Here is a 13,489-nt window from a genome sequence, read left to right as displayed (position 1 = left end):
GCCGCCGGTCAGGCGCCGGCCTCGAACAGCTTGTCGAGCATCTGCCCGTCGACGTGGCCGAAGATCGTGGCCAGGGGACCCTCGAGATCGCCGTCCTCACCCTCCAGCAGGGCCACCAGCTCGGGGTCGGCCTCGACCATGGCCTCGATCTGGGCGTAGGTGAGCGTCCGGGCCTCGTCCTTGAAGCCGTCGACGTCGACCAGCCCGGGTTCGTCGAGCGAGTCGCCCAGGCGGGTGCCCCCCTCGACCAGGGCGTAGACGGTGAGCCCGGCGGCCGCCGAGGTCCCCCCGGTGGCGGGCGAGATCGTGATCAGGGCGCCCCCCAGGGCCCGGCCGCCGCCGTTGATGCCGGCCAGGAGGGCGTCGCGCCGCTGCTCGGCGCTGAGCTCGTCGTCGTTGAGCTCCTGCATCCCGGCGCCGAGGTTGCCCCACAGGGAGCCGACCCGGTCGAGCTCGTCGGCCATGTGGTCGTAGCGGAGCTCGCCGTCCTGGACGAGGTCGTCGACGCCGGCCTGGAGCTCCCGCTGGCCGTAGGCCCCGACGCCGTGGGAGATGATCTCCAGCGCCGACCCCGGCCCGTCGTTGTCGTAGGCCAGCTCCTGGAAGAAGTCCCGCACCACGTCGTCGTCGACGTTCCACAGGGCGTCGTCGCCGGCGTGGAGCCGGGAGGCGTCGTCGCCGTGGAGGGCGATCTGCTCCATGATCAAGGTGGTGGCGCCGACCCGGGCGATCGAGCGCTTGACCAGGTCGGGCACGTCCCCGTCGCCGGTGTGGTGCACGACCACCCCGAAGGCGTCGGCGGCGGCGCGATCGGTCCCCGGGGGCGAGTCGGGGCTCTCGGGCCAGACGGCGAAGGCGCCCTCGATGGCGCCGCCGGCAGCCTCCAGGTACTCGTCCCGGAGGTCCTGGTCGTCCATGTCGTCGTCGAAGTAGCCGGTGAGGGCCTCGACGGCGTCGATGTTGGGCGGGTGGACGAGGAGGTCGGCGTTGCCGGTGTAGACGCCGTCACCGTCGGTCTCGGTGACGAACTCGAAGGCGGCCTCGGGGCTGCGGTCGAGGATCCGGATGGCGAGCAGCTCGTCGGCGTTGAGGGCGGGGTCGGTGACGTACAGGCGGTTCCAGCTCGGGGGCGACGGGACCCGGCTGAACGGGTCCTCGCGGCGGTAGCGGAGGACCAGCTCGGCGGCGTCGGCGATGAAGGACGGGGCCCCGTCGCCATGGGCGAGCAGGAGGGCGAGGTCGTGGATCTCCCGCGGGGTGTCGGCGGTGAGCAGGTCGTCGGCCACCGCCTGGTTGCGGTCGTCGTCGAGCCCGGCCAGCACGACGCGGTCGAACGGGGCGAGCAGATCGTGGGACAGGTCGGCGTTGGCGAAGGTCGACTCCGGGTCGCCGGTGCCGACGACGAACTGGGCCTCGCCCAGCAGGTGGATGGCCTCGACGGTCTGGGTCACGCCATCGGCGCCCAGCTGCTCGACGAAGGCGGCGCTGAAGGGCTCCAGGGCGCTGTTGGCCTCGACCCGCTCGAGGAGGTCGCGCAGCTCGGGGAACCGCTCGGCCATGGCCTCGGCGTCGTCGACGGAGACGCCGGCCATCTCGGCCAGCTCGTCCTCGGAGAGGCCGGTCTCGTCGAGCAGCGCCAACCACTCGTCGGCCAGGGCGGCCGCCTCGGCCTCGGCCTCGTCCTCGGTGGCCGGGGGGATCCGCCCGGCGAAGTGCTCGTCGTCGCCGACCACCACGCCGAACGACGTCGGCGTCGAGTCGGCGGCCACGAAGCGGGCGGCGACCAGGCGGACCCACTCGGTGGTGTAGGCCCAGTCCCGGGCGACCTCGGTGACCTCGGCGCCGGTGCCGGCGCCGACCGAGCTGCCGTAGGCCGGCCCCGACGCGGCCCAGGCGGCGGCGGCGGCGGTGAGGCGGGACCCGGCGCGGGTGATGGCATCGTCGATGCCGTCGGCGGTGTCGGCGAAGGCGCGCAGGTCAGCGGGGGAGGCGGCGGCCTCGGACATGCAGCCGGCCTGCCCTCAACCCCATTTCGGCAAACATCACGTCATCTCGATGCCCCCCGACCCGCCTCGCGCCACGGGCGCCCTCACCGCTCCGATCCCCCCTCACCCCGGGGGCGGGGGCCGTCGTCGGCGACGGGGAGGTTGATGACGTAGCGCAGGCCGACGAGGCGCAGCAGCAGGCACACGGCCGCCCCGACCACCGCGAACGCACCGGCATCGCTCCCCGCCCGGTGGGCGACGGCGACGACGGCGGCGCCGGCGAGCGCCGGCACGGCGTAGAGCTCGGTGCGCAGGACGGTCGGCACCTCGCGCAGCAGAACGTCGCGCACGATGCCGCCGCCGATGCCGGTGATCGCCCCGAGGACGACCGCCTGGACCGGGCCCAGGCCGAGCCGCAGGGCCTTGGTCGCACCGGTGACGCAGAAGAGCGACAGGCCGACGGCGTCGAAGACGAGCACCGCCCGTTGGAGCCGGTCCCGCCCCCTCCGAGCGACGAAGCACACCACGCCGGGCGCGGCGGCGGCGATCAGGAAGCGACCATCCCGGACGGTCTCGGGCGGGACGCCGATCAGCAGGTCGCGCGTGATCCCGCCGGCCAGGCCGACGACGGCGGCGAGCACGACGACGCCGAACACGTCGAGGCGGGCCCGGACGGCGGCGAGTCCGCCGCTGAACCCGAAGACGAAGGTCGCGGCGAGGTTGAGGCCGAGGATCAGGTGCGTCTCGACCGCGTCGGTGATCGCCATCTCACGAGGTCCTGTCCACGGTCGCCGGCCCGGCCCCGTGGCGCACGGGACGCTGCGACGAATATTCCTAGTCGCTACTAGACTGCCGGCGCCGGGGTGCGGGAGGACCGCCCCATCGACGAGCACGAGATCGGGGCGCCCATGCCGACCCTCCAAGAGCAGGCACGAGCACTGGGTGACCCTACCCGGCACCAGATCTTCCGGTACCTGGTGGACGCCGACGACGGCGCCGACGTCGCCGAGCTGACCGCCCACCTCGGGCTGAACCACAACGCCATCCGCCAGCACCTCGCCAAGCTGGTCACCGCCCGGCTGGTGGTCGAGAGCACCGCGGCGCCGACCGGGCGCGGCCGGCCCCGGCTGCGCTACACCGTCGACCCGGCGGCCGACGGTCGGTGGGGCCCGATGGGCCCCTACGAGCGGCTCGCCGTGCTGCTGACCGAGCTGGCCCGCACCGGCGAGACCCCGGTCGAGGTCGGGCGGCGGGCGGGGCTCCGCCTCCGGCGGGGCGCGACGCCGACCGACGACCCGACGGGTGCGTTCGTGGAGGAGATGGCCCGGCAGGGCTTCGACCCGACCGCCCGCCACCGGGGGGACCGGGTGGCGGTGACCCTCCAGACCTGCCCCTTCACCTCCGCCGTGCTCACCGACCCGGACACCATCTGCGACATCCACCTCGGCCTGGCCCAGGGGGTCGCCGAGGCGGTCGGGGGCATGGTCGTCGAGGAGCTCGTCCCCAAGGACCCTCGGAACGCCCAGTGCCGTCTGCGCTGCCGGCTGACCACCGAGGCGTGAGGACCGCCACGGACGCACGCCTGGGCGTCGGCGATGACGGGATCGCCCGGTGCCGATGGGCGTTCAACCACCCGCTGCTGCTCGCCTACCACGACGCCGAGTGACGGCGCCCCGCCCACGGCGAGCAAGCGCTCTACGAGCGGCTCGCCCTGAAGGGGTTCCAGGCGGGGCTGTCGTGCCTCATCGTCCTCCAGAAGCGACCCGCCCTCCGCCGGGCGTTCGGCGCCTTCGACCCGGACCACGTCGCCGCCCTGACCGACGACGACCTCCACGTGATCGGGCAGGACCGGGAGGTCATCAGGAACCGTGCGAAGGTCGCGGCGGCGCGGACGAACGCCGAGGCGACGATCGCGCTCCGCCGACACGGCGGGCTCGAGGAGCTCGTCTGGTCCCGCCGGGGCGTGGTGGGCACCGACCCGGACGACCCCCGTCAGGCGCGGGCGGCAGGAGAGCTCGCCCGTGACCTCCGCGCCGACGGGTTCCGGTTCGTCGGCCCGACCTCAGCCCACGCCTTCCTGCAGGCTGCCGGGGTGCTGCCCGCGCACGTGCCCGGGATGTCACGTCGCCGCCTCCTCGGCCGTCCGGGGCGTCACCGAGGCGGCGTGGCGCCGACAGGGGGTTCCGGGCGGCGGTCCGCCGGACGCCGTCCGGATCGACCCGACCAGCACCCGTCACCAGGATCCCGGCCCCACGGGGCGGCATCGCTCGGGGACGACACGACCAGCGGCCTGCTCGGGAGCAGGTGCGTCAGCAACCGCCGACCACTGAGACGCGGGCACGCCAGGTAGAGGTCGAGGTCCGACAGCGCGACCACGAGCTCGTCCAGGGCGCGGAGCTCGTCTCGTCGGAGGGTCACGCCACCGACGTCGATCACCACGGGGCCTTCCGGTGGCGCCTCGCGCAGCCAACCGACGAGGCGGTCGGTGGTGGCGGCGTCCACCGCATCGGCCAGCACGACCACCACACGGCCCTCCCGGGTGCGCACGTGGAAGGGCGCTCGCGGTCGGGCCGGACGTCGCCCGGACGGCGCCGCGTCCGATGCGCCTCCGCCGTCGGTCGCGGTGCGGTCAGGCGACACGACGGTCGTCGGACCTCTCGGGGGTCGACGGAGGTCCCTCGCGCTCCGGCGGTGCGCCGGCCTCCGCGGCCTCCGGTGCCTCGAGGGCCGCGTCCGCGGCCGCGGCCTCCTCCAGCCCCGTCACGTAGGCGACGCCTCCCATCATGCTGCCGAAGCCCAGTCCGCCCCAGAAGGCGACGAAGGCGCCGAACCCGACCGCCGACTCCCACTCCAACCCCGACAGCACGCTCGGCACCGCGATCCCGACGAAGGCGAGGGCGACGCCGATGCCGCTGCCGATGCCGACGCACCGGCCGAACCCTGGCGGCGAGGCCCACGATGCGGCGAGGTCGTCGGGGTTCCATGCGCGCGTCTCGTTCATAGTTCTAGCGTAGAGCAGAACTAATCTCGGGTCGATCGCGGGCTGGTTCGCTCGCCGCCAGCGCCGCCGGCGCCGCCGTCGTAGACATCAAGACGACCGTTCGCCGTCATCCCCCCGACCGCCAAGGACCGACATGAGCACCTTCCTCCTGCCGCCCGAGCCGATCACCTCGCTCGACGCGTACCTGGCCACCGAGCACGGCGGCCTCGGCGTCGAGACGGCGCAGCGGATCGGCCCGGCGGCCACGATCGAGATGATCGCCGCCTCGGGGCTGCGGGGACGTGGCGGCGGCGGGTTCCCCACGGGCCGCAAGTGGGCCGGCATCGCCGGCCAGACCGCCCGCCGTCGGTACCTGGTCGTCAACGGGGCCGAGGGCGAGCCGGGCACGTTCAAGGACAGGGCCCTGCTGCGGGCGAACCCCTACCAGGTCGTCGAGGGCATGGTCATCGCCGGGTTCGCCATCGGCGCCGAGGAGGTCTTCATCTGCCTCAAGGCGTCGTTCGAGCGGGAGATCGACGCCGTCACCCGCGCCGTCCAGGAGCTCCAGGACGCCGGCATCTGCTCGGACTGCACCGTCACCATCGTCGGCGGCCCCGACGAGTACCTGTTCGGCGAGGAGAAGGCGATGCTCGAGGTGATCGAGGGCAAGCCCCCTCTCCCCCGGTGGTTCCCGCCCTACGAGCAGGGCCTGTTCGCCTCCTCCCCCCAGGCCGGCTGGGAGGCGGGGCCGCACGGCGCCGACCGCCGGACCGACGAGCCCAACCCGACGCTCGTCAACAACGTCGAGACCCTGGCCAACGTGCCCCACATCCTGGCCCGGGGCGCCGACTGGTTCCGGACCATGGGCACCGACGAGTCGCCCGGGACCATCGTCGCCACCGTCGTCGGCGACGTCGTCGCGCCCGACGTCGGGGAGGTCGAGCTCGGCACCCCGCTGGGCGCGGCGATCGACGGCGTGGGCAGCGGCATCCACCCCGGCCGGCGCATCAAGGCCGTCTTCTCGGGGGTCGCCAACCCCGTCGTGACGGCCGACCAGCTCGACACGCCCGTGAGCTACGAGGGCTTCGCCGCCATCGGCAGCGGGATGGGCGCGGCGGGCTTCATCGTCCACGACGACACGGCGTGCATGGTCGGGGTCGCCCACCAGATGTCCCGGTTCCTCGCCATCGAGTCCTGCGGTCAGTGCCCTCCGTGCAAGATCGGCTCGGGCGAGATCACCGCCCACCTCGCCCGCATCGAGGCCGGCGACGGCGATGACGACGACCTCGCCGCCATCGGCGGCTGGCTCCAGCGCGTCACCGACGGCAACCGCTGCTACCTCCCGGTCCAGGAGCAGCTCGTCGTCAGCAGCGTCCTGCGCGCCTTCCCCGAGGAGTTCGCCGAGCACGTCGAGCAGCACCGCTGCCCCCGCCCGGCGAGCCGGCCCTTCCCGCGGCTGGTCGACCTGGCCGACGGCCGGGCGACCTACGACGAGGCCTACGCCCGCAAGCGCCACGACTGGACCTACGCCGAGCCCTGATCGCGGGCGCGCCGCGTGCTCGCGGCCACGCTCAGAGCATCCCCAGCTGGAGGCGGGCGGCGTCCGACATGCGGTGGATCGTCCACGGCGGGTCCCACACGAGGGTGACCTCGACGTCGTCGACACCGGGCATGGCGATGACCGCTCGGGCGGCGTCGGCGCGCAGCACGTCACCCATCCCGCACCCCGGCGCCGTCATCGACATGTCGATCTCGATGCGGCGGGTGCCGAGCGGGCCGGGGAGCTCCTCGCAGCGGTAGACCAGCCCGAGGTCCACGATGCTCACCGGGATCTCCGGGTCGTAGACCTGGCCCAGGGCGTCGAGGACGCGGTCCATCGCGAACGAGCCCTCGTCGTCCGCGGGCTCGGCGTCGCTGTCTGGCGGCTCGAGGCCGACGGCGTCGGCGTCGACGGCGTCGATGCGCAGGAGCGATCCCAGCTCGGTGCGCACGGTGATGCTCCCCCCGAGCCGCTGGACGACCTCGACCTCGCCGCCCTCGGACAGGAGCACGCGCTGCCCGGCGGGCACCGTCGTGGCCGGGCAGTCCCGCAGGAGCCGGATCGGCGACCAGGCCACCGCTCAGCCCCCGCCCCGCAGCGCCGCCGACGCGGCCACCCGGTCGTGCAGCGAGGTCGGGGTGATGGTGTCGACGACCTCGGCGGCGAAGGCGGCGATCAGCATGGCTCGCGCCGTCTCCCACGGGATGCCGCGGGTCCGCAGGTAGAACAGTGCGTCGTCGTCGAGGCGCCCCACGGTGGCGCCGTGGGTGCAGCGGACGTCGTCGGCCAGGATCTCGAGCCACGGTCGGGTGTCGGCCTGGGCGGTCGGGGTCAGCACGAGGTTGCGGTTCGACTGGTGGGCGTCGGTGCCGGTCGTCCCGGGGCGGACGAGGACGTGGCCGCTGAACGAGCCCCGTCCGCGACCGTCGATGATCCCCCGGAACCGCTGGGTGCTCGTGCCGCGGGAGGCGCCGTGGTCGACCCGGACGACGGTGTCGTGGCGCTGGTCGCCCGACGGCAGGTAGAGCCCATCGATGTCGGCGCGCCCGTCGGCGCCGGTGAAGCGGACGTCGATCGCGCTCCGGGCGATCCGGCCGCCCGTCATGATCGACGTCGCCCGCACCGTGGCGTCGGCGCCGAGGTCGATGGCGGTGCGGCCGACGTGGATGGCGGCCGGTGCTTCGTCCTGGATGCGGTGCTGGGTGACGGTCGACCCGACTCCGGCGACGACGCGCGTGGACGCATTGGTGACCGACGGCCCGGCGAACCCGACGTAGGACTCGATCAGGTGGAGGCGGCTCCCGGGGCCGGCGAGCACGACGGTCCGCGGGTGGTTCGCGGTGGTGCCCTCGCCGGGGGCGGCGACGTGGACGACGTGGACGGGCCGGTCGAGCTGGGCGTGCGGCTCGACCATCACCGCGGCGACGTCGCGCCCCGCGGCCCAGTTGAGGGCGTGGAAGCCGTCGACGGGCTGGTCCTCGGCGGCGCGCGCGGACGGCGGCCGGGCCTTCATCCCGTCGCGGTTGCCGAGCCACAGACCGTCCACCGGGGAACCGACGTCGGACGCGCCGAGGTCGAGGGCACCGTTGACGAACACGAGGCGCGGCCCGCCGTGGTCGCCGGCGAGGTCATCCACCGCGGCCCGGCACATCGCCGGGGACGGGTCGGCGGGCGGGGTGGCGGTCTCGAGGGCGCGGACGATGACGTCGACGGGCGCGTAGTGCCACGCCTCGTCGCGGGAGGTCGGGAGCCCGTGGGCGGCGAGCCACACCCGTCCTCGCTCCGCCCGCGCGCTCGGCGGCGTCGGCGGGGCGAGCCGCTCGAGCAGGCCGGTCGAGGTGCTGCTCATCGCGGCGCCCCCGCGACGGCCCCGTACCCGACCGCCTCCAGCTCAGCGGCCAGGGTGTGGTCGCCGGATCGGACGATCCGACCGCCCTGGAGCACGTGCACCCGATCCGGGCGCACGACCTCGAGGAGGCGAGGGTGGTGGGTGATGATCAGCATCGACCGGTCGGGCTGGCGCAGGCGCTCCATGCCCTCACCGACGACGCGCAGCGCGTCGATGTCGAGGCCGGAGTCGGTCTCGTCGAGGATGGCGAGGCGCGGCTCGAGCAGCGAGAGCTGCAGGATCTCGTTGCGCTTCTTCTCGCCGCCGGAGAACCCGTCGTTCACGGCGCGGCTGAGGAAGGCCGGGTCCATGTCGAGCCGGGCCATGTGATCGCGGGCCAGGGCGAGGAACTCGACGGCGCTCATCTCGGGCTGGCCCCGCTCGAGGCGGGTGGCGTTGAGGGCGGTGCGGAGGAAGTACATGTTCCCCACGCCTGGGATCTCCACGGGGTGCTGGAAGGCGAGGAACACGCCCCTGGCCGCCCGCTCCTCCGGCTCGAGGGCGAGCAGGTCGACGCCGTCGAAGGTCACCGAGCCGCTGATCGTGTAGCCGTCCCGGCCGGCGAGGACGTTGGAGAGGGTGCTCTTGCCCGCCCCGTTCGGGCCCATGACGGCGTGCACCGCGCCCGCCCCGATCTCGAGGTCGAGCCCGTCGAGGATCGTCGTGCCGCCGATCGACGCGGTGAGGTTCGCGATGCGCAGCATCAGCCCACCGCCCCTTCGAGGGTGAGCCGCATGAGGGCCTGGGCCTCGACCGCGTACTCCATCGGGAGCTCGTCGAACACCTCTCGGCAGAAGCCGTTGACGATCATGGACGTGGCGTCCTCCTCGGTGAGACCCCGCTGGCGGCAGTAGAAGAGCTGGTCCTCGCTGACCTTCGACGTCGACGCCTCGTGCTCGACCTGGGCGGTGTCGTTCTTCACCTCGACGTACGGGAACGTGTGGGCGCCGCACTCGGGTCCGATCAGGAGGGAGTCGCACCGGGTGTGGTTGCGGGCCCCGGTCGCCGAGCGGAGGACCTTGACCAGGCCGCGGTAGGTGTTCTGGGCGTGACCGGCCGAGATCCCCTTGGAGAGGATCGTGCTCGTCGTGTTGCGCCCGATGTGGATCATCTTCGTGCCGGTGTCGGCCTGCTGGCGGTGGGTGGTGACGGCGACGGAGTAGAACTCGCCCACGGAGTCGTCGCCCTGGAGGATGACGCTCGGGTACTTCCACGTGATCGCCGAGCCGGTCTCGACCTGGGTCCACGAGATCTTCGCCCGGTCCCCCGCCCGCCCCCGCTTGGTCACGAAGTTGTAGATGCCGCCCTTGCCGTCGGCGTCGCCGGGGTACCAGTTCTGGACCGTGGAGTACTTAATCGACGAGTCGTCGAGGGCGACGAGCTCGACGACGGCGGCGTGGAGCTGGTTCTCGTCGCGCTGGGGCGCGGTGCAGCCCTCGAGGTAGCTGAGGCTGGCGCCCTCCTCGGCGATGATCAGCGTGCGCTCGAACTGGCCGGTCTCGGCCGCGTTGATGCGGAAGTACGTCGAGAGCTCCATCGGGCAGGCGACACCGGCGGGCACGAAGCAGAACGACCCGTCGGAGAACACCGCCGAGTTGAGGGCGGCGAAGAAGTTGTCGCGGAACGGCACCACCGTCCCGAGGTGCTGACGCACGAGCTCGGGGTGCTCACGGACCGCTTCGGAGAAGGAGCAGAAGATCACCCCGGCCTCGGCCAGCTTGGCCTTGAAGGTCGTCGCCACCGAGACGGAGTCCATGATGGCGTCGACGGCGACGCCGGACAGGCGCTCCTGCTCGGCGAGGGAGATCCCGAGCTTGTCGAACTCGGCCCGGATCTGCGGGTCGACCTCGTCGAGGCTCTTCGGCGCCGGCCCCTTCGGCTTGGGCGCCGCCCAGTAGTGCATGTCCTGGTAGTCGATGGGCGGGTGGTGCACGTTCGACCACGTCGGCTCCTCGAGGGTGAGGAAGTGCTCGAAGGCGGCGAGGCGCCACTCGAGGAGCCACGCCGGCTCCTCCTTCTTGGCCGAGATCAGCCTGACCACGCCCTCGTCGAGACCCTTGGGGGCCACGTCCGACTCGAGGTCGGCGTGGAACCCGTAGGCGTACTCTCGCTCGACGAGGGTGTCGACGACGTCGCTCATGTGCTCTCCAGGGGTGGCCGGCTCGGATTTCTTCTAGCAGGTGCTAGTACAATAGGCCCCATGGCCGAGACCACCACCACCGCGGACGTCGAGCAGCCCCGATCGCCGGTGCACGACCTCGACAGCCCCGACGAGATCGCCGAGATGGTGCGCCGCTTCTACGCCGACGTCGCCATGGACGACCTGCTGGGGCCGGTGTTCGAGGACGTCGCCGAGGTCGACTGGTCCGAGCACCTCCCCAAGCTCACCGCCTTCTGGTGTCGGGCCCTGCTCGGCCTCCCGGGCTACGCCGGCAACCCGTTCCGCGCCCACGCCCTCATCCACGCCCAGCACGCCTTCACGCCGGCGCACTTCGCCCGGTGGCTCAGCCTGTTCCACGAGACCCTCGACCTCGGGTGGGCCGGGCCCAACGTCGAGCGGGCCCACCTCCTCGCCGACAACGTGGCCCGGGTCCACAGCCAGCAGCTCATCGGCACGGCCGTCGTCGTGGACCGCTGAGCCGCACCCGTTCGGTCGAACCCGCCCGCCCGGGATCGCCCCTCTCAGCGGCCCGTCTCCGCACCGTGGAGGTCGACGTCGAGCCGCGCGAACACCCGCTCGAGCGCCGGCGCGTCGAGCGGTTCGAGGCCCAGCACGGCTCCGAGGTAGAGCCCGTCGCCCACGAGGCGGATGATGTCGGCCAGCACGGGATCGGCGACGTCCGCGCGCAGGGCGTCGCTCCAGACGGTGAAGACCTCCTGGACGAGGTCGCGCGTCTCGTCGCTGACGTCGATGCCGCTCCGCAGGGCGCTGAACACCGCCCAGTAGTGCTCCGCCTCGGCGCTGTGGGGGAGCGAGGTCTCGAGGAAGGTGCGAACCGTCCCGGCCTCGGCGGCGCGCTCGAGGTTGGCCCGGGTGTAGTCGCGCAGCCGCTCGGCCAGACCCTCGACCAGCGCCGCCTTGGACGGGAAGTGGTAGAGGAGCCCGCCCTTGGAGACCCCCGCCAGCTCGGCCACGGCGTCGAGCGTGAGCTGACCGACGCCCCGCTCCACGAGGATCTGCTTCGTCGCGTCCAGCAGTCGGCCCCGGGTCGCCTCCGCCTTGCCTCTTGCCATCGTCGGCCCCTTCCACTTACTGTACCGTCCAGACGGTACTGTACCGTCTGGACGGTATATTATGAGTGGAGGTCCGGAGATGGCAACGACGACGAGCGAGATGGTGACGGTCCCCGTCCGGGGCGGGCACGTGGTGGTCGACGAGCCCGCCCCGGGGCATCTCGGGCCGCCGGTGCTGCTGGTGGCCGGCACCGGAGGGTCCATGGACTTCTGGCGGCCGGACCTGTGCGCGGCCCTGGCGGCGGCCGGGCTGCGGGTGATCCGCTTCGACCAGCGGGACACGGGCGCGGCGTCGGCGGACCCGGCCGGAGCACCGTCGTACGGGCTCCCCGACCTGGTCGACGATGCCCTCGCCGTGCTCGATGCGACGGGTGTCGATGCCGCGCACTGGGTCGGGTTCTCCCAGGGCGGATGGGTGGCCCAGCTCGCCGCGGTGCGCCACCCGCACCGGGTGGCCTCGCTCACCCTCGTCGCCAGCCGACCGGTGGCCCACGGACCGAACGACCCCGACCTGCCCGAGGTCCGCGACGAGCTCATGGAGGCCTTCGCCGCCTCCGCGCCACCCCCACCGCCCGGCGACGCCGAGGCCTGGGTCGAGTACCTGGTGGCCGGCGAGCGCCCGTTCGGCAGCGACCGCTCCCCCTTCGCCGCCGACGACGCCCGGGCGCTGGCGGCGGTCGTCGTGGAGCGCACGCGCGACCTCGAGGCGATGGTCACGAACCACCCGATCGCCCCGCAGGGCGACCGCTGGCGAGAGCGCCTGGGAGAGGTGACCGTGCCCGTGGCCGTGGTGCACGGCGAGGACGACCCGCTGTTCCCGCTGGGCAACGGCGAGGCGCTGGCCCGGGAGCTGGCCACCGCCACGCTGCACGCCATCCCCGGGATGGGCCACGAGCTCCCGGCTCGGGTCCGCCCCACGGTGGCGGCGGTGATCATCGACACCGTCCGCCGGGGTGAGGCGGCGTCGGCCGCCATCGACGAGGTGGTCGCGCGGCACCTCGGTGGCGCGCCCCTCGTGACCATGCCGAACACCGAGGTGCGGCCGAGCGAGATCGACGGTCGCGGCCTCTTCGCCACCGCGCCCCTCGCCGCCGGCAGCCTGGTCGGGGTGCTCGACGGCCAGGTCGTCGACCCGGAGTCGAGCCCCATGGTCGTCGACGCGCTGGAGTGGAACGCGCTGACGCCGACGGCGCTGCTGGTGCGGCCGATCCGCACCAGCTACGGGTTCATGAACCACAGCGAGCACCCCAACGTGGCGATCGACGCCGACGGACGACGACTCTGGGCGCAGGGCTCGATCGAGGCGGGCCAGGAGCTGACGCTCGACTACCTGGCCCAGCCGGTGCCCGAGAGGTACCTGTCGTCGCCCGAGGTCCGGCGCCTTCGTCCGACCCCGCCGGTCTGATCGACGGGCGCCCGTACTGGCGTGGAGGGACGGGGCGGAGCACCCCTCGAGCGTCAGACCCGGCGGAACGGCACCTCGAAGGGTTCGATCGGCTCGACCGGTGTCGTCGCCAGCACGGCGTTGGCCTGTCGGCCGTGCACGCCGGGCGCGGTCGAGAGGGTGATGTGGAACGTCGAGCCATCGGGGCGGTCGGACGCTCCGTCGACGGTGACGACCGCGCAGTCGAGCTCGTCGGTGCCGGTGACCCCGACGACGGTGATCGTCCGGGCCTCGGGGGCCCGCCCCTGACCCTTGTAGGTCACGTGGTCGGCGTGGATGACGGGGTGGGAGGGGCGCACCCCTCGGGCGGCCAGCTCGCGCAGGAGCACGTCGGTGTCGACCAGGTAGCCCGTGAAGTCGTCGGGCAACGCGGTCTCCGACGCGTCAGACCGTCCCGCGCCCGTCTGGCGCCCCGACG

13 protein-coding genes and 1 pseudogene are annotated in these 13,489 nt (G+C 73.3%); 5 read left to right on the top strand and 9 right to left on the bottom strand.

The features are described 5' to 3' along the window. Window positions 1-8: 8 nt before the first annotated feature. Together HC251_RS02795 and HC251_RS02790 are read right to left on the bottom strand one after the other, a co-directional pair. Window positions 9-2,006: a hypothetical protein gene (locus tag HC251_RS02795; protein WP_219943804.1), complete on the bottom strand. Its 1,998-nt coding sequence runs from the start codon at window positions 2,004-2,006 to the stop codon at window positions 9-11. Window positions 2,007-2,089: 83 nt separating this feature from the next. Continuing rightward, window positions 2,090-2,752 carry a trimeric intracellular cation channel family protein gene (locus HC251_RS02790; protein WP_219943803.1) on the bottom strand — a complete coding sequence of 221 codons (663 nt, stop codon included), beginning with the start codon at window positions 2,750-2,752 and terminating at the stop codon, window positions 2,090-2,092. A gap of 96 nt (window positions 2,753-2,848) precedes the next feature. Between HC251_RS02790 and HC251_RS02785 the strand changes: the two genes are divergently transcribed. Beyond that, the gene (locus HC251_RS02785; RefSeq protein ID WP_219943802.1) at window positions 2,849-3,547 is read left to right on the top strand and encodes a metalloregulator ArsR/SmtB family transcription factor; all 699 of its coding nucleotides are present in this window, start codon (window positions 2,849-2,851) and stop codon (window positions 3,545-3,547) included. Window positions 3,548-3,666: 119 nt separating this feature from the next. Beyond that, window positions 3,667-4,335 (top strand): annotated as a pseudogene (locus HC251_RS26160) (DNA-3-methyladenine glycosylase I); the annotation flags it as partial. Window positions 4,336-4,614: 279 nt separating this feature from the next. Here the strand turns inward: HC251_RS26160 and HC251_RS02775 are convergent. Further along, window positions 4,615-4,986: a hypothetical protein gene (locus HC251_RS02775; protein ID WP_219943801.1), complete on the bottom strand. Its 372-nt coding sequence runs from the start codon at window positions 4,984-4,986 to the stop codon at window positions 4,615-4,617. 133 nt (window positions 4,987-5,119) lie between these two features. Between HC251_RS02775 and HC251_RS02770 the strand changes: the two genes are divergently transcribed. Beyond that, window positions 5,120-6,505 carry an NADH-ubiquinone oxidoreductase-F iron-sulfur binding region domain-containing protein gene (locus tag HC251_RS02770; RefSeq protein ID WP_219943800.1) on the top strand — a complete coding sequence of 462 codons (1,386 nt, stop codon included), beginning with the start codon at window positions 5,120-5,122 and terminating at the stop codon, window positions 6,503-6,505. A gap of 31 nt (window positions 6,506-6,536) precedes the next feature. Here HC251_RS02770 and sufT read toward each other — a convergent pair whose 3' ends face one another. The 4 genes from sufT to sufB are packed head-to-tail and all read right to left on the bottom strand — an operon-like array spanning window position 6,537 to window position 10,533. Further along, window positions 6,537-7,082 carry a putative Fe-S cluster assembly protein SufT gene (gene sufT, locus HC251_RS02765; RefSeq protein WP_219943799.1) on the bottom strand — a complete coding sequence of 182 codons (546 nt, stop codon included), beginning with the start codon at window positions 7,080-7,082 and terminating at the stop codon, window positions 6,537-6,539. 3 nt (window positions 7,083-7,085) lie between these two features. Beyond that, complete coding sequence (gene sufD, locus HC251_RS02760) at window positions 7,086-8,354, bottom strand: Fe-S cluster assembly protein SufD (protein WP_219943798.1); 1,269 nt, start codon at window positions 8,352-8,354, stop codon at window positions 7,086-7,088. Next, on the bottom strand, window positions 8,351-9,097 hold the full coding sequence (gene sufC, locus HC251_RS02755; RefSeq protein WP_219943797.1) for a Fe-S cluster assembly ATPase SufC: 747 nt from the start codon (window positions 9,095-9,097) through the stop codon (window positions 8,351-8,353). Before sufC ends, sufD begins: the two co-directional genes overlap by 4 nt. Next, window positions 9,097-10,533 carry a Fe-S cluster assembly protein SufB gene (sufB, locus tag HC251_RS02750; RefSeq protein ID WP_219943796.1) on the bottom strand — a complete coding sequence of 479 codons (1,437 nt, stop codon included), beginning with the start codon at window positions 10,531-10,533 and terminating at the stop codon, window positions 9,097-9,099. The genes sufC and sufB overlap by 1 nt, the downstream gene beginning before the upstream one ends. A gap of 60 nt (window positions 10,534-10,593) precedes the next feature. Here sufB and HC251_RS02745 point away from each other — a divergent pair, with 60 nt between their 5' ends. After that, window positions 10,594-11,031 carry a group III truncated hemoglobin gene (locus tag HC251_RS02745; RefSeq protein WP_219943795.1) on the top strand — a complete coding sequence of 146 codons (438 nt, stop codon included), beginning with the start codon at window positions 10,594-10,596 and terminating at the stop codon, window positions 11,029-11,031. Between the two features lie 44 nt (window positions 11,032-11,075). Here HC251_RS02745 and HC251_RS02740 read toward each other — a convergent pair whose 3' ends face one another. Continuing rightward, window positions 11,076-11,627, bottom strand: coding sequence for a TetR/AcrR family transcriptional regulator (locus HC251_RS02740; protein WP_219943794.1), 552 nt, complete (start codon window positions 11,625-11,627; stop codon window positions 11,076-11,078). Between the two features lie 79 nt (window positions 11,628-11,706). Between HC251_RS02740 and HC251_RS02735 the strand changes: the two genes are divergently transcribed. Further along, entirely contained in the window at window positions 11,707-13,032 is a 1,326-nt protein-coding gene (locus HC251_RS02735; protein WP_219943793.1) for an alpha/beta fold hydrolase, read from the top strand. A gap of 53 nt (window positions 13,033-13,085) precedes the next feature. Here the strand turns inward: HC251_RS02735 and HC251_RS02730 are convergent, their stop codons facing one another. Further along, window positions 13,086-13,439 (bottom strand): hypothetical protein, encoded by a 354-nt coding sequence (locus HC251_RS02730; RefSeq protein ID WP_219943792.1) that lies wholly within the window; start codon window positions 13,437-13,439, stop codon window positions 13,086-13,088. Window positions 13,440-13,489 lie beyond the last annotated feature (50 nt).

Origin of the sequence: Iamia sp. SCSIO 61187 (genome assembly GCF_019443745.1) — a bacterium.
Classification (GTDB): domain Bacteria; phylum Actinomycetota; class Acidimicrobiia; order Acidimicrobiales; family Iamiaceae; genus Iamia.
The sequence above is the reverse complement of the archived record's forward strand: the minus strand, read 5'-3'. Positions and strand labels throughout refer to the sequence as shown.